Raw genomic sequence first — 22,066 nt, 5'->3', positions numbered from 1 at the left:
CTTCATTAGTTAATTTCCTTTAAAGTTTTACCATAAAAAGTATCTGCATCTACTTTCATTTGTTTTAATGATGGCATATGGATGTAAAGCATATGTCCAGCTTCATAATAGGTGAAGTCTACATTCTTTTGCTGCTCAGGACGTAAACCCATGTGGTTAATCACATACTTTGAAGCAAAATAAGGAGTAGCAAAATCATAATAACCACCTAACACCCATACTTTCATTGAAGGACTTTGCGCCATCGCCTTACGCATATACTCGGCAACATTTAAATAAGAATTTTGAACGTTACTGTAATTCCATCTGCCCAAACCACCACCTAAAGTATAATAAGTCCAGTCGTTGGTATAATTCAGTTCTTTACCAAAATAGCTTAAAATTCCGTGAGTATAAGGTCCCGATATGGTGCCTGTATTACTTGGGTCATATTCATTTTGGCTACCGGTATCGTTGTAATCTCTACCCGTAAAACGACTGTCTAAACGACCTACAGTTCTACCTTCTTCTCTTAACAGTTCCTTATTGTACTGAGCTAGATTAATACGTAGGTTGGTTTGTCTGATAAAGTCTTCTGAAAGACCGGTGTATTTACTTAAATTCTTCACCACATTACCGTACTCTGCTGCCGACATACGGTCGCCTTTCATTAGGGCTGTAGTATATTCATTAATGGCATATTTCTCTACTTCGGCAGTCAATGTTTTGATATCTTTTGCCTGTAGTTCAGGGCTCAGTTTTTTATAATACCATGAGGTGGCCGCATAACTTGGCAAATACAATGGATAAGGTAAATCATTACCTACTACAAATTGGATGGTCTGAAAATTCAATACCGCAGAGATCAGCATGATACCGTTCACGTACATTTTAAAAGCATTTTGCAGATACATGGATAACCCGGCAGCCCTTGTGGTCCCATAACTTTCACCCGCCAAAAATTTAGGCGAACCCCATCTTTTATTTTGTGTGGTATACAACTTTATAAACTCTCCTACCGATTGTATATCTTCATCGTAACCATGGAACTCTTGTTTATCTACTCCGTTTACCGCTCTACTGAAACCTGTTCCTACCGGGTCAATAAATACCAAATCTGATTGATCTAACCACGAATATTCATTATTGGTATAGGAATATGGTGGTGCTAAAGCTTCTCCTTTTTCAGACATCACAATTCTTCTGGGACCTATAACGCCCATATGCAACCATAGGGAAGCTGAACCAGGGCCTCCGTTAAAGGTATAGGTGATGGGTCTTTTGGTGAGGTCATCAACACCATCTTTGGTATAAGCTGTGAAGCCCATTTTTGCTCTTACTTTACCGTCTTCTGATTTGATTTCCATGAAACCGGTTGTGGCTGTGTAATTGATGACCTTGCCATTTATGGTTACGGATGACTTGGTTGTTTTGGTTAATGCACTCTCTTTGGGTGCCTGATTTTCCAAAACCGCTGTATTGTTAGCGGTTTTGGAAGCATCGTTCTTTTGCGACCATGCAAAATGTGTGGCAGTGAACGCAATCAGAAATATGAAAATCTTTTTCATTAATGTATCTCTTTTAAATTTTAAGGACGAACATCCCAGAATACTCTAGCCATCATATCTGCACGGGCAGGCACATTAGGATTACTATTTTTCTCATACTGAGGATAAACCAATGATCGTGGAATTTTATCATAAACGGCTACCGATATTGGCAGGGCAGTTAAAGCTGGATAACCTGTTCTTCTCCAGTCTGTCCATGGTTCCATGACCACTCCAAAATTTGCAGTATACTTTTCATTGATGATCTGTTCCAATTTTTGCTGATCGGTGCCGGTTAAGGTACCGTTTGCGGCAATATATGTGGTAATATCTGCTGCACTTACGCCCGCATCTAGCATAGATGCCCTAATTCCATTCTCAAAAAAGGTTTGGGCACTGCCCGGAGCGCTTAACATTAAAGCAGCTTCGGCACGGATGAAATTATACTCTGCAAAGGTCAACAATCTTGCAGGTGCCTCGCCTCCCCAAGTAATGCTTCCATCTTTAAGCGAACCATCAGAGTTCATACTTATGGTGTTAATTGTAGCAGTTCCCTTAAGGAAGGTATTTAGTCTAGAATAAGCAACAGAAGCAGCCTCTGTGGCATTTCCACCTTTATAAGTCGCCGGTGATGAGTTGTAGGGAAAAGGAATGAAATAAGCAGGTCGGCGTGGATCCGACTTCGCATTCATCATGGTTACAATGGTTTTATTAGGAAAAAACGCATTTTTAAACTGACCTCCTTCTACACTTGCATTAGGGTTTTGACGACCTGCGACTGCCAAGAATGGCATCACAAAACTATCGGCATTAGATTGCATAAACTCTGCGCCGCTGTTGATCAAATCAGTGATTTTAGTAGAAGCATAGGCTGCGTCTTTTGCCGTGTAGTGGATAAACAGACGAAGTTTTAAGGTATTGCCAAAACGCGTCCATTGTTTTTTAGATACATTCCAATCGGTGCTGGCATAAATGGTGGTGTATTTAGTTGGCGACAACACAGAAGTTGCTTTATTCACATCAGCAATTCCCTCGTCAATCAGGCGGGCCAAATCTCTATAAATATCTTCTCCTTTATCAAACTTAGGCTTCAGATTATCCAAAAACTTTGTTGCTTCGGTATAAGGCACATCACCCCACGAATCTACAAGCAATTGAAAGATATAGGCTTTCATCAATTTGGCCGCTCCCGCATAATGCGGACTATTTTGTTGATCTGCCTTTTGTATCAATTTGTCAATATCAGCCAAAATACCGGCGTAAATATTTGACCACTGATTGTTTACATCAGAGCTATTGATATTGTATCGCTCATATTCTTTAAAAGTTTGAGATACGTTTGTTGTATTACCCGTAAACTGTTGTGCCATTAAGCCACTATAACGATAAAGATCACTTACACCTACGTACCCCACAGCTACGGTAATGGAAGGTAATAATTGTTCTATTGGTGCCTCCTGAATATTGTTAGGACTATCATTCACATCATAAAACTTTTTGCATGATTGAGCGGAAATGCTCAGTAATGCTATTCCGGTACAGGCAATTATTTTATTTATTTTCATAACTTATGTTTTGAAATTTTAAATCAATTAATTAAAAAGAGGCTCTTAAGGTTGCGCCAAATACTTTAGAAACCGGTGTAATACCAAACTCCAAACCTCTGGCATTAGAAATACCTGTTAAATTTTGTTCAGGATCTAAGTGAGGGAAATTTGGTGCATAAGTCCACAAATTCCTTCCATAAGCAGACAGTTGTAACCTGCTAATGAATTTTGTTTTATCCAATAACTTTTTCGGAAGTTCATAAGTAAGGGTAACCTCTCTGAGTTTAAGGAAAGTGGCATCAAGTACATAACCTTCCCAAGCCACATATTTACCACTTAAGCCCCAGTATTCCTGTGCAGAAACATAGGTAGTATTAGGTTGTCCATTGGCATATACCCCTTCAAACAGGTACGGTTTCGAAACTGAACCATCTGCATTAAAACGGTTGTATTCAGCTGTTTCCTTGGCTACACCATTGATTCTTAAATCGCCAATGGTACGCGACATTAGATCACCTTTATACTTGAAGTCAAACAGGAACGACAACCCAAAGGCTTTGTATTTAAACGAGTTAGTTAATCCTGCCGTAAATCTTGGATTTGGATTTCCAACTGCATATACATCATTGGTAGCTTGTGGCAAACCATTGCTTTTAATGATCATTCTGCCTTGGGCATCTCTAAGGTATCTATTAGAGTAAATAAGCCCATACTCCTGCCCTGTTACCGCTTGAATGTTTGGTGAAGTAAAACCACCCAAGGAAATCAGCTCAACACCTGGAGCCAATTCTTTCACCACTGATTTAAATTTGGTAAAGTTTAATGAGGCTTCCCATGAAAAGTTGTTACTTTTAACCGGAGTGCCGCTCAATAAAAACTCAACCCCTTTTGTAGAAAGTTTACCTGCATTTTTTACGGTAGAAGTAAAGCCTGAAGAATAAGCTACAGGTACGTTAAAAATCAGCTCTCTTGAATCTCTTTTATATACCGAAAAGTCTAAGCCTAATCTGCCTTTAAACATTGAAATATCGGTTCCCAATTCTATTTCTCTGGTAAACTCAGGCATCAATTCAGGGTTACCTGCTCCGTTTGAATAGGTATAGCCAGCCAGTCCGTTATAAGGAAAACTTACGCTGGTTGAGCTGAAACCGTCTGCCGAACCTGCTTTCACGTAGTAAGTAGCAGTTTCGTAAGGACTTCCGCCTTTACCTACCTCACCACCATTTGCTCTTATTTTCAAAGAGTTCAACACGTTGCTCTTTAATGACGGGAATGCCTCAGTAGCCACAAAACTCACAGCAACTGCTGGATAAAATATAGATCTGTTTTTAGGAATCAGTGTTGAGGAGAAATCGTTTCTTGCTTTTAAGTTGACGTTTAACCAAGATTTATACTGTACTGACAAGTCTCCAAATACACCCATCATGCGGTTTTTGCTGTACGAGTTACTGGAATTTATCAAAGTAAAATTGTCTAGGTTTTTAAATCCCGCAACAACGATTTCAAGACCTGTTGTGGATAGGTTATTGGCGTAATTAGAAATGATCTCATTACCTAAAGTGAGGGAAAGGTTAAAATCACCATAAGTTTTATTACCTGTCAACGTAAAATAACTGTTCAGGTTACGACGCATATTTCTAGATTGTATCAAACCACCTTTTCCGGCAGAACCTGTGTTTGCATTACTACGCACGCCCTTATCATCAAAACCTGCGTTCATCATAGAAAACACATCGGCACCAACTTTCAAATCGGCTTGCAACCAGTTGGTAATGTCGTATTTAAGATTAATGTTCCCAAAGAAACGGTTCAGCTCTTCATTACGGGTAATGTGCTCAATAGACCAATAAGGGTTTTCTTCCGAGGATGAATACCAAATTTGATCTCCTGCAGGAGTAGTTACGGGCAAACCGGTTACATCATAGCTACGAGGGGCATAAATACCTCTCCACAATGGGTTGGCACCTTGATTACCCGCCTGTGTTCTATCAGACATGTTGTTGGTATACGAAAAGGAGGTACTCAACTTAAGTTTGCTAGTAATATTTGCTCCAGCATTTACCGAAAAATTATTTCTGTTCATCTTATTGCCCGGCACCAACGCATCGGTAGTACTATTAGCATATGAAATACGATAATTAAATTTCTCATCTGCCCCTGAGAAACTGATGGTATTGTCTAATCCAGTTGAATTTTGAAGAATGTCTCTTACGTTGTCAGGGTAAGCCTGTAAAGGCACAGTTTGGCCTAAAATATTTTCTACAGACTGACCGGTAATTCTTGGTCCCCACGAAGTAGAGCGGGCTACCCATCTATTAGGATTGGTTGCATCGCCATAAATGCCATTTGTACCTTGTCCATATTCATTTTGGTACTCAGGAAATATATTCATAGACCCTATATTGATACTTGAGGTTAGTGATACTTGGGCTTTTGTCCCACCTTTACCTTTTTTAGTAGTGATCAAAATCACACCAGAAGCAGCTCTAGAGCCATAAAGCACTGTTGCTGCTGCCCCTTTAAGTACGCTGATATTCTCAATATCTTCAGGGTTGATATCAGATACCCTGTTAGAAGTTGAAGCACCTTGGTTTACACTATTACCACCGCCGCTATTATCAATAGGTACACCATCAACAACATACAATGGTTGGTTACTCCTTGTGAAGGAGGAGAAACCACGTATCGTAACGTTAGAACTATTAAATGCACCCCCAGAGCCCGATACCTGCACACCCGCCACTTTTCCGGCAAGGGCATTGGAAACATCAGGTGTTGGCGCATCTGTCAGTTTTTCTGCTGATACGGTACCCACTCCATACCCCAAAGTCTTTTTATCTCTTTGGATACCGAATGAAGTGATCACCACATCTGCAAGTTGCTGTACGTTCTCCCCTATCTCAATTTTATAGGTTGAGCTACTGGTAACCGGTACTTTCTCGGCAATATACCCGATAAAAGAAACCACTAAAGTAGATCCCGATGGTACAGTTAATGAAAATGCCCCTTTTGCATCGGTTACCGTTCCTATCTTAGTTCCTTCTACCACAACCGAAACCCCTGGAATTGGAAGCTTATCGGATTTACCGATGACAGTTCCACTAATTTTCTTATCCTGCGCCAGTGCTTGATAGCAAGCAGAAAACAGCACAAAAAAAACAAATAAGATTTTTTTCATAATTATTGGTTTTGTTTTAGTTGATTAGGTTAGCTTATCACTTAATATGCGTTTAAAGTGTCTGCCTAAAACAAATGTATAAGAGGGAACCCAAAACAGATGTGGCATAATTATCACTTGATAATCAAAAATTATCCTATTATAAAGGGCAAAAAAAAGCCGCAAAGGCGATAATTGCTTTTGCGGCTTTTTTTTATTCAAAAATTATCCTGGATTTTAAGAATTTTAATCCACCACTTTTCGCAATGGAAAAGAAGAAGACCTCACTTTATATAAGGTAATGTATTCTTTAGGTACCATTCCAGTAATTTTTTTGAATACCCTATTAAAGGTAATGATACTATTAAAGCCTGTATCATAAGCTATTTCCGAGATGCTATTGTATCTCGTACTTAATATTCTTTTGCAGGCTTCGTTAACTCTTATTTCATTTAAAAAAGCGAGGTAGGTTTTACGGGTATGTTTTTTAAAATATTTACAGAATGCATGCGGTGTAATACAGGCCACTTCCGCTATTTTTTCTAAAGTGATGGATTCCGCATAATGTTTTAAGGTATACTGATAAACTTCGTTCATCCTAAAATGATCTTTGTTATCTGTAGCATGCTCAACCAAGCCCGTGGCTAAAGACTTGAAATCGTTGCTATTTACACTTGCATATTGGAGAATATTGATCAACGACATGAGTCTTAATAAACCAGCATTGTTCTTGGCCTCCAAGATACACCCCGAAACATAACTTATATTTCCATTCAACAGTTGCAATCCGGCCAAATCTTGGTTCAAGAAGCTCCTTATTTCAATCATTTCTGGGAGACTCAACAAATTGGACAACCGTTCAAGATTAAAGAAAATATGGACGGCATGAATACGATTGGGTAAAAGGTTCTGGTAATCCTCCTCTCTGGAAAGAAAAACATGAGGTACATTTGGTGATATGAAATAAATATCGCCCACTTTTAACGGCTGCATATAATTTCCTATTACAGCTGTACCCTCGCCCTTCAAAATAAGGGTAATCTGGTATTCTTTGTGCTTATGAAAGTACTTATAAAAGAAGGGAAGGACATCTTCCTGTATTACAATTGAAAAATCATTTGTATCAGGAACAGTAAATTCTAATGCTTTAGACATAATTTTACATTTCTATCTTTCAACAAATAAGGTTTAGTCATCTAAAAGATCAACTATTTGATAATGATCAAGAACAATAAGTACCTGTAAGCTTCCTTACACTGGGCATAGTCTAAATCAAATCAACAGATATCTTATCCTTCTCTGTAAAATGTAAAATTGATTTTCAATCCGGTGGTTGTTTACTTCTATCATGTTTTTTAGTTTAGTTGCATTCCAAAGTCAATATCGAAGCAGTAAGCTTGTCAATTGGCTTTAATTTTTGAGAAGCGTTATTTCAAATTACTTTTCCTTCGCATGCACCTCCAAGATTCAAATGATAAACGATTCTATCTTATAGAATCTACCTCTCCCAGCTCAATAAAACGAATATAACTAACGATTTTTAGTTTTTCAACCTAGCCATCGTAACAAATTTAACAAAATTTAACAAATTATATTCTAAAAATAAAACAAATACAAAATAAAATTCTATATCATTGTCGAAAAACGTAAAAAGAAGTTTGTAATAGACTAGTAAATAATCGCATTATAACAGTATCTGGACATTAAACCGATTAGAAAATCGTAAATTTGCGCCGCCATGATTAAATTTAAACTTGAAGGAGAATTTATTCCCCTAATTGCATTGCTAAAAGCTACCTCGCTGGTACAAAGCGGCGGAGAAGCACAATCTATCGTAGAAGAAGGTTTAGTTAAAGTTAACGGAGCCACCGAAAATCGCAAACGCTTAAAGGTACGTGTTGGCGACAAAGTTGAATTTATGGGCAAAGTAATTGACGTAATCTAATGGAAGCACTAAAAAACAATGACCATTTTATTCATTTTGAAAGTGGGTTAGAGCCGTTAAGAGACATTCTTGCAACCAAAAAATATAGCAAGGTATTTGTTTTCGCTGATTCGACCACGGCAGAAGTGTGCATGCCCGTTTTTAGAGATTTTTTGCCCGAGCTAGAGGATTTCGATATTATTGAAACTGATGCGGGCGAAGAAAACAAGAATATTGATTTCTGTATAGGCATTTGGAAAACCCTTTTGGATTTTGAGGCCGATAGAAAATGCTTGATGATTAATCTTGGCGGTGGCGTAATTACCGACATGGGAGGTTTTGTAGCTTCAACCTACAAACGCGGCATCGATTTCATCAATATCCCTACTACGCTACTTTCGCAAGTTGACGCATCCGTTGGTGGTAAAACAGGAATTGATATCGACAATGTGAAAAACATGGTAGGTACTTTTGCTTTGCCACAAGCAGTGTTTATTGAAAACAGTTTCTTGGCTACTTTGCCAGACAGAGAAATGCTATCCGGCTTTGCCGAAATGATTAAACACGGTCTCATTGCCGATGCTGCTTATTATCAAGAACTGAAAAATAGCGATTATCGTCAAATCAGTGCACAGGCCATTTACCACTCTGTTAAAATCAAAAACGAAGTAGTATTGACTGATCCTTTTGAAAAAGGGTTGCGCAAGATTTTAAATTTTGGACACACCATTGGTCATGCTGTAGAGGGATATGCCCTGATAAATGATAAAAAGCCTTTAACGCATGGTGAAGCCATTGCCATAGGAATGGTTTGCGAGGCTTATTTATCTGCCAAATACTGTAATCTTTCTACCGCAGAACTTGATGAAATTGCTGGCTATATTTTATCGCTTTATCCTAAATACCACATCAAACCAGACAGCTTTGATGATTTAATGGTCTTAATGCAGAGCGACAAAAAGAATGAAGATGGATTTATCCTGTTCTCTTTATTAGATCAAATTGGCAAATGCGTTTTCAATTGCAAAGCCACCAAAGAAGATATTTTTAAGAGTTTAACCTATTACAATAGTTTATAGTATATGAAGTTTACCGGAAGTGATATTTCTGTAGGCACTTTATTTGGTTTTGTCATTGTGCTCACCATCGTTGAAATGTATTTCAGCTACAGGCACGATAAAAAACTTTACACCAAAAGAGATACTTGGACCAACATTTACCTCATGCTTTGTGCCGTAGTAGTTAACCTAAGCATGAAGGTCGCTACCTTTTACTTATTGGATTATTGCTATCAATTTAGGCTTTTCGAAATTCAAACCCCATGGATTTACTGGACGGTATTGGTATTAGCGCAAGATTTTCTTTATTGGTTTTTACATACCGTTGGCCATTATGTTCGTTTCTTTTGGGCCATGCACGTCACGCACCATTCTTCGGAGCACTTTAATTTAACTACAGGATTCCGCTCAACGGTTTTTGAACCGCTGTACAGGGTATTTTTTTATTTGCCATTGGCTTTTATGGGCTTTAATGCTTTGGATATCCTGTTTGCCTACCTTATCACCCAAATTTATGGTAACTTGGTACACACACAGACCGTAATGAAGTTCCACCCTATTTTTGAATACATCTTCGTTACGCCTTCCCACCACAGGGTGCATCATGCCTGTAACGTGCGTTATCTGGATAAAAACATGGGCATGGTACTTATTTTATGGGACAGGATGTTTGGCACTTTCCAAGAGGAATTACCAGAAGACAAAATAAAATATGGCCTAACTACACAACCTGAAGACACTGGAGCCGTAAATATCATTTTTCATGAGTTTATAGCCCTAGGGAAAGATGTAAAAAAAGCACCGACCTTTTGGGACAAGGTAAAATACGTAATTAATCCCCCGGGCTGGAGTCATGATGGCAGCACTAAAATTGCCAAAATCATGCAGCAGGAGCTAAAAGAAGAAGAAAACAAAAGCAAAGTAGTTGGAAATAGTGTTAAAACCTTCAACTAAAAAATACCATTTCGTTCTTCAGTACAAAAACAGCAAAATTAAATTCTGATAAAAATATTTTCAATTAACTATTGACAAATTAAATTTGTTGCTGTACATTTGGCAACATAAAGCAAAAAATGAATTTTAACACTACATATTGGTTTGGTTACTTTTACTACTTTAGTAAGAGCCAGGACTAGTATGCAGAAAAATAGATAAAAATATTTAAAATGTATGAAAGGGTCCTGGCTAAATAAGCCAGGACCCTTTTTCGTTTCACAACATTATGAAAACAAAAACCAGGGTAGCCATACAAGGCATTAAAGCATCATTCCACGAAGAAGCAGCATACAAATTCTTTGGCAGAGACATTGAAACCGTTGAATGCAATTCTTTTAAACAAACTTGCGATGTTTTAGATGAAAACAAAGCCGATTTTGTGGTAATGGCTATTGAAAACTCTATTGCTGGTAGTCTTTTACCCAACTATACCTTAATCCGCGAATACAATTTCGCAGTAGTTGGCGAGGTTTACCTACCTATTCAGTTGCACTTACTGGCGTTACCCGGAGTAAAATTTGAGGACATTAAAATAGCGACCTCACACCCTATCGCGATCAGACAATGCGTTGATTTCTTTGAAGAGTTCCCTCAAATACAAGTGATTGAAGGTAATGATACTGCTGCTTGCGCAAAGAAAATTAAAGATGGTCAGTTAAAAGATACCGTAGCCATTGCTAATGCCCTAGCTGCAGAAACTTATGGGCTAGACATCATTGAAAGAAGAATAGAGTCGAACAAAAAGAACTTTACCCGTTTCTTAATTCTTAGAAAAGACAAAACCGAAGTAGAAAAAGGAATTAACAAGGCATCGATCTGTTTTCAGGTTGGTCACCACGTAGGAGCATTGAGCCAAGTATTGCAAATATTTGCAGAGCTGAATGTGAACTTAACCAAAATCCAATCCATGCCGGTTCTGGGTCGTCGTAACGAGTACTATTTCTATGTAGATATTGAATGGAAAAGTATTGAAAACTATGATACCGCCATCAGAAAAGTATTAAAGTTCACGGTCAACTTTAACATCATGGGCGAGTACGTGAAGAATGATAAAGTGTAAATGGTTAACCGTTGAAACTGTAGAATTGGCTAATTGGCATCAAACTAACCAGTTCAACAATTAAACATATAAAATACAGAACGATTAATCAATTCAAACAAATAACCGATTAAACAACAAATAAAATAAATATCCTAAAAAATGAAACTAAGTTTAAACATCGAGCCGTTAGAAAACTGGCTATCCGCTAAAAACCAACCATTATTAATCTCAGGTCCTTGCAGCGCTGAAACAGAAGATCAATTACTAACCACTGCGCATTTATTGGCTGCTACCGGCAAAGTAAGTGTATTAAGAGCAGGTATTTGGAAACCTCGTACCCGCCCGGGAGAGTTTGAAGGTATTGGCAGCATTGGCCTAGAGTGGTTAAAACGCGCTAAAGCAGAAACAGGTTTACCTACAGCAGTTGAGGTAGCAAACGCTAAACACGTTGAAGAAGCTTTAGCTGCTGGCGTTGATATCCTTTGGATTGGTGCCCGCTCTACCGTAAACCCTTTCACCGTACAAGAAATTGCTGATGCATTAAAAGGTCATGATGTACCTGTATTAGTGAAAAACCCGGTAAATCCAGATCTTCAATTGTGGATTGGTGCTATTGAGCGTATCAACAAAGCTGGAATTACTAAAATTGGTGCAATCCACCGTGGTTTCTCTTCGTTCGAAAAATCATCTTTCCGTAACGAGCCAATGTGGGAAATGGCCATCCAATTGAAGACCCTTTGCCCTGAATTGCCAATCATTAACGACCCAAGCCACATCTGCGGTAACCGTGAGTTGATCCCTTACATCTCTCAAAAAGCATTAGACTTAGACATGCAAGGTTTAATGATCGAATCGCACTTAGATCCTTCGGTAGCTTGGACAGATGCCAAACAACAATTGACACCAGCAGCAGTTAACGAATTAATGGAGCGCTTAACTGTACGTGAGCCAGAATCTCAAAACGAAGCTTTTGTAGATAAACTAGCTGAACTACGTAAGCAAATTGATAAAATTGACGACTTGTTATTGCAAAAGTTAGGTGAGCGTATGAAAATCGTTGAGAAAATTGGCGAGTACAAACGCGACAACCAAGTAACTGTTCTACAAGTTAACCGTTGGGATGAAATCCTTAAGAAAGGAACAGCTTTTGCAAAAGCATTGAAATTAGATGAACACTTTACCGAAAAATTCTTGGAATTGGTACACGGTGAATCTATACGCTTACAAACTGAAATATTAAATGAAGGCAAAGCTACACAAGAAGGCATTGCCGCCGAGCAACATGCCGAAGTAAAAGCATAAGCGCTAATTTTTTAGGATATTTTGTCATTATCATCTCTACCTGTCATCCAGAGCAAAGCGAAAGATCTAATAGATTCCTCACGATGTTCGGAATGACAGGAGAGTAAATAATGGTTTTATCCTAGTCGACCTAACACAAAACCAACCATGCATAAAAATGCTATTGTTTCTTTTAAAGGAACACAAAATATACAAGCGGAAATACAATTGACAGGCTCTAAAAGCGAATGTAACAGAGCATTGATCATTAAATCTTTGAGTAAAAATCTGGTAAAAGTAGAGAACCTATCTAACGCTGCCGACACTGTTACCTTAAATGCGATTCTATCTGATTTAGATACGCATGAAAGTGACCATGACAGCCCCAAAACGGTAGATGTTGGTCCTGCTGGGACTGCAATGCGTTTTCTATCCGCCTATCTATCTGCCAAAAATGGAAACTTTCTGCTTACCGGGACTGAGCGTATGAAACAACGTCCCATTGGTATTTTGGCAGAAGCCTTAAAAGAAATTGGCGCCAACATCAGCTATGCGGAGAAAGACGGCTTCCCTCCTCTTTCTATCAAAGGTCCGTTGGAGCAAACCAACGCCCAAATCAAAATCAAAGGCGATGTGAGCAGTCAATACCTATCGGCTTTGCTAATGGTTGCACCTACGCTCACAAATGGATTAACCTTGGAAATAGAAGGCGAGCTAACTTCTAAACCTTATGTAGAAATGACCTTGGCCATGTTGGCAGAATGTGGTATTTCGCATGAATGGAATGGCAACTTAATTACCATTGTCCATCAAGATTTCAAACCTTCTACCCTGATCGTAGAACCAGATTGGAGTGCGGCTTCTTATTGGTATAGCATTGTAGCTTTAGCTGAAAATGCAAAAATCAGCTTGCCTCACTTACGGGATAAAAGTTTGCAGGGCGATAGTCAAATCAAATCTATCATGGAGATTTTTGGTGTAAGTACTACCAAAACTTCCAACGGCATTTCTTTCGAAAAAAACCAAGAAATTAAGGACACTGACAAAGTATTAGACTTAAAAACTTGTCCAGACTTGGCACAAACCATTGTGGTAATCGCTGCAGCTTTAGGATTAAACATGGCTTTCACAGGTTTAGAAACCTTAAAAATAAAAGAGACTGATCGTGTTGCCGCATTGCAAAACGAGTTGGCTAAAATTGGTGTAAAATTAATTGAGGATAACCTGGTTTACACGCTAGATTGTTCAAATTTGAATTTCCCTAAAAAAGTAAGCATTGCTACCTATGAAGACCACCGCATGGCCATGGCTTTTGCTCCCTTGGCACTATTGATTGAGGAACTAGAAATTGAAGAATGTAACGTGGTTGAAAAATCTTATCCCTATTTTTGGGAAGACTTGAAGAAAGCGGGATTTGAAGTTGTTGAACAAAGATAAAAGAGCAAAGAATAAAGACCAAAGCACAAACGCCTAACTGGGCGAAATTGTAAATCTAAAATCGTAAATCTAAAATAAAAATGGCAGGCAACTCATTTGGACAAATTTTCTCTATCACTACTTTTGGCGAATCGCATGGAACGGCAATTGGTGTAATTTTGGACGGTTGTCCCGCAGGCTTAACCATCGATTTGGATTTCATCCAATCGGAGCTAGACAAAAGAAAACCAGGCCAGTCGAAAATTACTACTCAACGCAAGGAAAGCGATACGGTGCAAATCCTATCAGGTATTTTTGAGGACAAAAGTACAGGAACTCCTATTGCGATGTTAATCCCTAATGAAGATCAGCGTAGCAAGGACTATGGCCACAATGTAGATGTTTACCGTCCTAGCCATGCCGATTATGTATACGATGCTAAATACGGCATACGAGATCATCGTGGTGGTGGCCGATCATCAGCCAGAGAAACTGCTGCCCGTGTAGCTGCAGGAGCTATTGCCAAGTTATTCTTAAAACATCAAGGCATTGATATTTTTGCCCATGTAACTGCTGTCGGTAAAATTAATGCCCCTAATTTAGAAAGCAATGACATTAGCGAACTTCTTGAGCTAAGAGAAGCAAATATTGTTCGCTGTGCCGATCCTGCTACGGCTAATGAAATGATTGAATTCATTGATAGCGTACGTAAGGATGGCGACACTGTGGGTGGCAAAATCTCTTGTGTAGTTAAAGGCTGTCCTGCTGGATTGGGAGAACCTGTTTTTGATAAACTTCATGCAGACTTAGGAAAGGCCATGTTGAGCATTAACGCTGTACATGGTTTTGAATACGGCTCAGGTTTTGATGGCACCGAATTGAGGGGCTCCGAACATAACGACATTCCACTTCCGAAAGCTAAAGAAGAACAACAGTTTAAAACCATTAGTAACCATGCCGGCGGCATTTTAGGAGGTATTTCTAACGGAATGGACATTACCTTTAAAGTGGGTTTTAAACCTGTTGCTACCATTATGCACAACCAACAAACCATTAATGCTGCTGGTGAAGCCGCCGAAATAAAAGGCAAGGGCCGTCATGACCCATGTGTAGTACCAAGAGCAGTAGTGATTGTAGAGGCCATGGCAGCACTAGTTTTAGCTGATCATGTATTAAGAAACCGTACAGCAACACTATAGCTTATTCATCACCGTACTTGGTCTGTGCATTTGTAGCTAATAATACTAGCCACAAATGCACAGATTTTTTTTTACAGATACATATATCCGAAATTATCTAATCTCAAGCTATGTATTCGGGCGGCGGGGACGCCCCCTTGGCATCAATCAGGGCATGGTTTGGCGTCCCCGCCAAATACCAACCATAAATTAATCTCAAGCTACGTATTCGGTCCGCGAGAAAGCCACCCCTTGTCCATCAATCAAGGCGAGGTTTGGCGTCCCCGCCAAATACCATCCGTAATAATTAGGACTGTAATTTTTAAACTGCTCTTACAAAACTTAAAAACATCATTACCTATTATTTCCGACCTATTTCATCTGTGTATCTGTGGCAAATATTTTTAGCCACAGATACGCAGATTTTCTTTATAGCTATATATCCGAAATTATCTAATTCCAAGCCACGTACTTAGGTGGCGAGGACGCGACCCTTAGCATCAATCAGGGCAAGGTTTGACACCCCGCCAAACACCAACCATAAATTAATCTCAAGCTACATATTCGGCCCGCGGAGAAGTCACCCCTTGTCCGCGAGGTTTGGCGTCCCCGCCAAACACTAACCGTAAGATTAGGCCTACGATTTTCAAACAGCTGCTGCAGAATTAAAAACATCATTACCTATTGTTTCCGATCTATTTCATTTGTGTATCTGTGGCAAATATTTTTAGCCACAGATACACGGATTTTTTATAGTTTTATAAGATGAAAGTTAAATTAATCTTATTCGGTTCCCTACTTGTTTTAAACCTAGGCGCATTTGCCCAAAGTTTTAATCAGCAAATTGCTACTCACCGCGAAAAATATAAGGCAGATTTCATTAGCAATGAACATTCGCCACTTAAGGAACAAGATTTAAAACACCTCCGCTTTTATGAGGCAGATAGTACTTATAAAGTGACTGCCAAAGTAACCTTGTTGGAAGGTGAAAAAGCTTTCAAAATGCCCACCTACGCAGGAACTACGGCTGAATATATTCGTTATGCCAAACTTGATTTTAATCTTAACGGAAAACCTACGCAGTTAACTTTGTACAAGAATGTAGCCCTATCGGCTAATCCGGCCTATAAAGATTACCTCTTCCTCCCTTTTACCGACCAAACCAATAATAAAGAAACTTATGGCGGTGGCAGATACATTGATTTAAAAAGTGGTAACATTGCCAATGGAAGCATCGAATTGGATTTCAACAAAGCCTATAATCCTTATTGCGCCTATAGCGATGGTTATCGCTGTCCTATTCCACCTGAAGAAAATGATTTGGCTTTAGCCATTAAAGCTGGTGAGCAAAAATACACTGGCGAAAAGAAGCACCGTAATTAATTAATTATAAGAGGCTTAATCTAATTAATAGACCTTGAAATAAATTCAGCATCAGCATTCAAGCTAACTCTCTTATCGTATAGAACATTGATGCACAGAAAAAATATCCAAAAATCAAGTTAAATTATATTTATAATCAATGTGATATGATAACACCAACCACAAGTTTAAAAGAAGCATCGTAATTAATTCAAGGCGAGATTTTAGTTAATAAACATCTCTGTTCCGATAAACCGGAGGAAATGGCGCTATGCAATATTCCCCTCTTTCAGAGGGGTGCACAAAGGGCGGGGTGTTTTTAGTTACAAGGTTCAAAGATTTCTCGACGACGTTATACTTCGCTCGAAATGAAGTAGTCTTTAACAGTTCTTGCTGACTATTTTGAGAGCCATAAGTTTAACAGCGAATTACAAAAAACAAAAAAGGCGATATTTCTATCGCCTTTTTGATAATCCCCATTTATCAATCTTTAATATAGTTTTGGATAACGCTCCGGGTTTCCCTCATTCATCATGGCATAGGCCACTTCTATAATATCATCCACGGATGGTTTAGAGAAATAGTCTCCATCAGAACCATAAGGAGGTCTGTGGGCTTTTGCCGCCAATGTTTGTGGTTTACCATCTAATAGATAATAACCTTTTTGGTCTTCCAAAATATTTTTAAGGATGAAGGCGCTGGCACCACCAGGTACATCTTCATCCACAATAAGCAACTTATTAGTTTTTTGCAGAGACTTCGCACAAGCGTGGTCTAAGTCGAAAGGCAATAGGGTTTGTATATCTATGACCTCTATCGAAATGCCAAACGCATTCAGTTCTTCAGCAGCTTCCTCTACTAACCTAAGTGTTGAACCATAACTCACTACCGTAATATCGGTTCCGTCTTTAATAGTTTCGACTTTGCCTAATGGAACGGTGAACTCTCCCACATTATTTGGCAATTTCTCTTTTAAACGATAACCATTTAAACATTCAATCACCAAAGCAGGTTCATCCGATCTAAATAAGGTATTGTACATCCCTGCTGCCTGTGTCATGTTACGAGGTACACAAATATGCATGCCACGCAAACTACCCAATATCATTCCCATTGGTGAGCCTGAATGCCAAATACCTTCCAGCCTATGGCCTCTACTTCTGATAATTAAAGGCGCTTTTTGCCCCGCTTTGGTACGGTAAGACAAGGTCGCCAAATCATCGCTCAATACGTTAATGGCATAAAGTAAATAATCGAGATATTGAATTTCGGCAATAGGTCTCAAACCTCTCATGGCCAATCCTATCCCTTGCCCTACAATAGTCGCTTCTCTAATCCCTGCATCACTTACCCTCAGTTCACCATATTTAGCCTGCAAACCTGCAAAACCCTGGTTCACATCGCCAATAGCACCTAAATCTTCCCCAAAAGCAAGCAGTCGTGCATCACGAGCAAAATTAGCATCAAAGCATGCGTTCAAAATCTCTCTTCCATCTAGCATTTTACCATCTTCGCTGTATTGCGCAGCAATTTGGTTTACCTTAAATGGGCTTTCTATACCATCTGTGAAGAGCTTGGAGTTATATAATTCTGTAAAAAATTCTGTTTTACCTTGATACCAATTGATCAATACTTCACGTTCAGCGGAAGGTACATTCACACTTTGCCTGATAGCCTTTCTTACAGCAGAAACTACTTCCTTGCGCAAGGCATCGTGTGTAGAAGCTAATTGAGCCGCAATTTTCGACAAGTTTGGATCTCCATTAGCCATGTTGTTGATCATGCGCACCACTTCAGCTTGCTCGTGTTTAATGGTATCCAAAAACTCATTCCAAGCTTCTTTCTGTACCTCTTTTACATGCTTTTTAGCAGTTTCCTCCAATTCATCAAGCTCTTCTTTGGTAGCAATGGCCGATTCAATCATCCATTCACGCATTTTTACGATACAATCGTGTTCGCGCTCCCATTCCAAACGTTCTTTACTTTTATAACGTTCATGAGAACCAGAAGTAGAGTGCCCTTGAGGTTGGGTAACCTCAGTAACATGTATCAAAACAGGCACATGCTCATTCCTGCAAACTTCTATGGCTTTTAGATAAGTTTCGCACAAAGCTGGGTAATCCCATCCACGTACCTTAAAAATTTCGTAACCATTGGTTCCTTCTTCTCTTTGGAAACCTTTAAGGATTTCAGATATATCTTCTTTGGTCGTTTGATATTTTGCCGGCACAGAAATCCCATAGCCATCGTCCCAAACCGAAATGGCCATAGGTACTTGCAACACTCCAGCAGCATTAAATGCTTCAAAGAATACACCCTCCGAAGTAGAGCCATTACCAATGGTGCCAAAGGCTACTTCATTACCGTTTACAGAAAAGTTCTTTAAGTAATCAAGTTCTTTATTTTGTTTGAACAATTTAGATGCATAGGCTAAACCCACTAAACGAGCCATTTGGCCACCCGTAGTTGAAATATCCGCTGAGCTGTTCTTTACTTCGGTCAAGTTTTTCCACGTTCCGTCATCATTTAAGGAACGAGTAGAAAAATGGCTGTTCATTTGCCTGCCTGCCGATGCTGGATCTGCATTAACGTCTGGATTGGCATACAACTGAGCAAAAAATTCTTTAAGGGTAGATATACCTGTTGCGAAGGCAAAAGTTTGATCTCTATAGTAGCCCGCACGCCAGTCGCCGTTCTTAAAAACTTTGGCCATAGCTAGCTGTGGCACTTCCTTGCCATCGCCAAATATCCCGAACTTGGCTTTCCCTGTAAGCACCTCTTTCCGGCCTAATAAACTCGCCTGACGGCTTTCTACAGCAATCCTGTAGTCGTTTATAACAATGGCTTTAAAGTCTTCAAAACTAAGTTCTGAAGCATCAATCTCATTGGTAATAATTTTCCCTGATGAAATCATAAGCAAGAAGTTGGTTAGGTGGCAAAGATACAATTCTTTCTTATTCTGCCTTAAGGAAATGTCCAAATAATATTTGGAATGCTTTTTGTTTTGAATTATAAAACGTTAAATTTGTGTATATACTAAAACTCAAATCAACAGACATGAAAAAGCTATTATTGTTATTGGTTACCGTAGTTGGATTAGGGTTTGCAGCTAACGCTCAAACAAAACCAGCAGAATTTAAATTCGAATCTGAATCGCATGATTTAGGCAAGATCAAGCTAGATGCAGCCGTTTCTTACACTTTCAATTTTACCAATGAAGGCGATGCGCCATTGATCATTTCCAAAGTAGAGCCTACTTGCGGTTGTACTGTTGGCGAATACACGCAAACACCAGTAAAAAAAGGAGAAAAAGGTTTCATTAAAGTTACCGTAAAAAAATCAGGAGCTCCAGCACCATTTAACGTAGCCATTACCGTTACTTCAAATGCCAGAACTACTACTAAAGTGCTTTATTTAAAAGGAGAAAGTGTAGCTGCCGCAAGTAAATAGAACCTAATTTATTACACTAATATTTTAGTAAAAACCTCGTTATTGCAACGGGGTTTTTATATTTTTGCGCTATGCCAAAGATATCAGAAAAAGGGCTTCAAATGCCCGCTTCACCCATTAGAAAACTTACCCCTTTTGCTGACCAAGCAAAAGCTGCCGGAAAAAAGGTATATCACCTTAATATAGGCCAACCAGATATAGAAACTCCTGAAGGAATGTTAAATGCCGTTAAGAACATTGATTTTAACGTTTGGGCCTATACTCCTTCTGAAGGAACTTTAGCTTACAGAAAAAAGCTAACCGAATATTATAACAAATTAGGCTATAACATTAGCCCTGAAAATATTTTGGTAACCGTTGGCGGTTCAGAAGCCATTACTATTGCGATGCAAACCTGTGTTAACGAAGGTGATGAAATTATTATTCCTGAGCCTTTCTACGCGAATTACAATGGTTTTGCTTGTATGAGTAATGTAGTCGTAAAACCTATTTTATCTTACATCGATAATGGTTTTGCCCTACCTCCTATTGCCGAGTTTGAAAAGTTGATTACCGAGAAAACCAAAGCAATTATTATTTGTAATCCTAATAACCCAACGGGTTACTTATATTCAAGGGAAGAGCTAGAAGCTTTAAAGGCATTATGTGTAAAATACGATTTGTTCCTATTCTCTGATGAGGCTTATCGTGAGTTCTGCTATGATGGCCGCGAATTTATTTCACCAATGCATCTTGACGGATTGGATGAAAACGTAGTGGTAATGGATACCGTTTCTAAGCGCTATAGTGCTTGCGGTGCCCGTTTAGGCTGCTTGATTACCAAAAACAAGGAAGTAATTGCTTCGGGATTAAAATTTGCGCAAGCACGTTTAAGTCCAGGAATGGTAGAACAAATTGCCGGTGCTGCCGCAGTTGATACACCTGATAGTTATTTTGAAGCAGTAAACAAGGAATACACCCTACGCAGAGATACTTTGGTAGACAGACTGAATAAAATAGATGGTGTTTTCTGTCCAAACCCTGGAGGTGCATTTTATGTAGTGGCTAAATTCCCTATCGATGATGCAGATAAATTCTGTCAGTGGATTTTAGAAAAATTCGAGCACAATAACGCTACGGTAATGATGGCTCCTGCTACTGGTTTTTATTCAACTGCTGGTTCGGGTAAAAACGAAGTGCGTATGGCCTATGTACTTAACGTAACTGATTTAAATGCCGCCATGGATTGTTTAGAGCTTGCATTGCAACAATATCCTGGAAGAATTTAACCTTAAGAACTAGTGGTTAGTAGCTAGTGGCTAGTTAAGGCTTGCAGAGTTTGACAGCTTTGCAAGCCTTTTTTTATTTATAAATCTTGTAAGCTCTCTCCATAACTAATTCCTAACCACTAATTTCTAGTTCCTAATAAAAAGCTAACCACTAGTACCTAATTCCTAACCACTGATCCCTAGTCCCTAAGAATTATTCACACCCATGGCGTACATGATAATGTTTACAGCAAATTTGGTATTGTCCTCGGCTAAAAAGCGCTTGTTTCTAAAATCGTAGTCCCATTCACAGCCATAATCCTTATTACTGTATAAAACCCCTATCTTACCATTAATCGTAATGGCTTTTAAATAATCATGCACCAAGTCATCACCCCAGCCGTTTAGTTCAAAAGAAGTGGCGGGTGGACCTTTCTCAAACTTAAAAAATGAACTATAAAGCGCATGGTTATTTGGAATTTTCTTCAATGCTCCGGCACCAAAAAGGTTGCTCATTTGCGTTTCAAAAGAGCGTGCAAAAAGCCCATCTATATCGTGGTTACAGTCGTCTACAAAAACAAAACCGCCATTGTTTACATAAGCTTTAAAATTAGCGGCCTCCTGCCGGTTAAACTGAACCAATTTATGCCCGCTTAAATAGCAAAAAGGATACTTAAAAATATCTGCGCTTCCCAACTCAACAATCTTCTCTTCTGGCTCTAACGGAATGGTGGTATACTCCAACAGTGAATTGAGCACGTTTGCCGGCATACGTTGGTCTGTATCCCAGTCGCCCGAGGTATATTTTATTCTAGCAAAAGTAAACTTCAAATTAAGCATCAACCTAAATTAAGTCCATTTTTAGCTAAAAGCTACTTTATA

Annotated in this window: 16 protein-coding genes; 10 read left to right on the top strand and 6 right to left on the bottom strand. The window is 39.0% G+C overall.

Annotated features, from left to right (window positions below):
* Window positions 1-5: 5 nt before the first annotated feature.
* The 4 genes from ABDV71_RS16895 to ABDV71_RS16880 all read right to left on the bottom strand — a co-directional run bounded on the left by ABDV71_RS16895 (window position 6) and on the right by ABDV71_RS16880 (window position 7,385).
* Complete coding sequence (locus tag ABDV71_RS16895; protein WP_343534643.1) at window positions 6-1,547, bottom strand: peptidase S10; 1,542 nt, start codon at window positions 1,545-1,547, stop codon at window positions 6-8.
* Window positions 1,548-1,567: 20 nt separating this feature from the next.
* Entirely contained in the window at window positions 1,568-3,091 is a 1,524-nt protein-coding gene (locus tag ABDV71_RS16890; protein WP_343534641.1) for a SusD/RagB family nutrient-binding outer membrane lipoprotein, read from the bottom strand.
* Window positions 3,092-3,122: 31 nt separating this feature from the next.
* Window positions 3,123-6,251 (bottom strand): SusC/RagA family TonB-linked outer membrane protein, encoded by a 3,129-nt coding sequence (locus tag ABDV71_RS16885; RefSeq protein WP_343534639.1) that lies wholly within the window; start codon window positions 6,249-6,251, stop codon window positions 3,123-3,125.
* A gap of 225 nt (window positions 6,252-6,476) precedes the next feature.
* Window positions 6,477-7,385, bottom strand: a complete 909-nt coding sequence (locus tag ABDV71_RS16880; RefSeq protein ID WP_343534637.1) for an AraC family transcriptional regulator — start codon at window positions 7,383-7,385, stop codon at window positions 6,477-6,479.
* Window positions 7,386-7,968: 583 nt separating this feature from the next.
* Between ABDV71_RS16880 and ABDV71_RS16875 the strand changes: the two genes are divergently transcribed.
* From ABDV71_RS16875 to ABDV71_RS16840, 8 genes are all read left to right on the top strand, one after another.
* Window positions 7,969-8,175 (top strand): RNA-binding S4 domain-containing protein, encoded by a 207-nt coding sequence (locus ABDV71_RS16875; RefSeq protein WP_343534635.1) that lies wholly within the window; start codon window positions 7,969-7,971, stop codon window positions 8,173-8,175.
* Complete coding sequence (gene aroB, locus ABDV71_RS16870) at window positions 8,175-9,233, top strand: 3-dehydroquinate synthase (protein ID WP_343534633.1); 1,059 nt, start codon at window positions 8,175-8,177, stop codon at window positions 9,231-9,233. Before ABDV71_RS16875 ends, aroB begins: the two co-directional genes overlap by 1 nt.
* 3 nt (window positions 9,234-9,236) lie before the next feature.
* Window positions 9,237-10,166 carry a sterol desaturase family protein gene (locus tag ABDV71_RS16865; protein WP_343534631.1) on the top strand — a complete coding sequence of 310 codons (930 nt, stop codon included), beginning with the start codon at window positions 9,237-9,239 and terminating at the stop codon, window positions 10,164-10,166.
* Window positions 10,167-10,434: 268 nt separating this feature from the next.
* Window positions 10,435-11,268 carry a prephenate dehydratase gene (locus ABDV71_RS16860; protein ID WP_343534629.1) on the top strand — a complete coding sequence of 278 codons (834 nt, stop codon included), beginning with the start codon at window positions 10,435-10,437 and terminating at the stop codon, window positions 11,266-11,268.
* Between the two features lie 141 nt (window positions 11,269-11,409).
* Window positions 11,410-12,552, top strand: a complete 1,143-nt coding sequence (locus ABDV71_RS16855) for a chorismate mutase (protein WP_113663454.1) — start codon at window positions 11,410-11,412, stop codon at window positions 12,550-12,552.
* A gap of 147 nt (window positions 12,553-12,699) precedes the next feature.
* Window positions 12,700-13,968 (top strand): 3-phosphoshikimate 1-carboxyvinyltransferase, encoded by a 1,269-nt coding sequence (gene aroA / locus ABDV71_RS16850; protein ID WP_343534627.1) that lies wholly within the window; start codon window positions 12,700-12,702, stop codon window positions 13,966-13,968.
* A gap of 80 nt (window positions 13,969-14,048) precedes the next feature.
* On the top strand, window positions 14,049-15,146 hold the full coding sequence (aroC, locus tag ABDV71_RS16845; protein WP_343534625.1) for a chorismate synthase: 1,098 nt from the start codon (window positions 14,049-14,051) through the stop codon (window positions 15,144-15,146).
* Between the two features lie 744 nt (window positions 15,147-15,890).
* Window positions 15,891-16,508, top strand: a complete 618-nt coding sequence (locus tag ABDV71_RS16840; protein ID WP_343534623.1) for a DUF1684 domain-containing protein — start codon at window positions 15,891-15,893, stop codon at window positions 16,506-16,508.
* 469 nt (window positions 16,509-16,977) lie between these two features.
* Here ABDV71_RS16840 and ABDV71_RS16835 read toward each other — a convergent pair whose 3' ends face one another.
* A complete protein-coding gene (locus tag ABDV71_RS16835) occupies window positions 16,978-19,401 on the bottom strand; it encodes a thiamine pyrophosphate-dependent enzyme (RefSeq protein WP_343534621.1) in 2,424 nt (807 codons plus the stop codon).
* A 143-nt stretch (window positions 19,402-19,544) separates the two neighbouring features.
* Here ABDV71_RS16835 and ABDV71_RS16830 point away from each other — a divergent pair, with 143 nt between their 5' ends.
* Together ABDV71_RS16830 and ABDV71_RS16825 are read left to right on the top strand one after the other, a co-directional pair.
* Window positions 19,545-19,937, top strand: coding sequence for a DUF1573 domain-containing protein (locus ABDV71_RS16830; RefSeq protein WP_113646347.1), 393 nt, complete (start codon window positions 19,545-19,547; stop codon window positions 19,935-19,937).
* A 71-nt stretch (window positions 19,938-20,008) separates the two neighbouring features.
* Window positions 20,009-21,205, top strand: coding sequence for a pyridoxal phosphate-dependent aminotransferase (locus tag ABDV71_RS16825; RefSeq protein ID WP_343534617.1), 1,197 nt, complete (start codon window positions 20,009-20,011; stop codon window positions 21,203-21,205).
* A gap of 186 nt (window positions 21,206-21,391) precedes the next feature.
* Here the strand turns inward: ABDV71_RS16825 and ABDV71_RS16820 are convergent, their stop codons facing one another.
* Window positions 21,392-22,024, bottom strand: a complete 633-nt coding sequence (locus tag ABDV71_RS16820) for a DUF4159 domain-containing protein (RefSeq protein ID WP_343534615.1) — start codon at window positions 22,022-22,024, stop codon at window positions 21,392-21,394.
* Between the last annotated feature and the right edge of the window lie 42 nt (window positions 22,025-22,066).

Origin of the sequence: Pedobacter sp., assembly GCF_039594775.1 — a bacterium.
Classification (GTDB): Bacteria; Bacteroidota; Bacteroidia; order Sphingobacteriales; family Sphingobacteriaceae; genus Pedobacter.
Note: the sequence above shows the minus strand (reverse complement) of the source record. Positions and strands in the feature narration are given on the sequence as shown.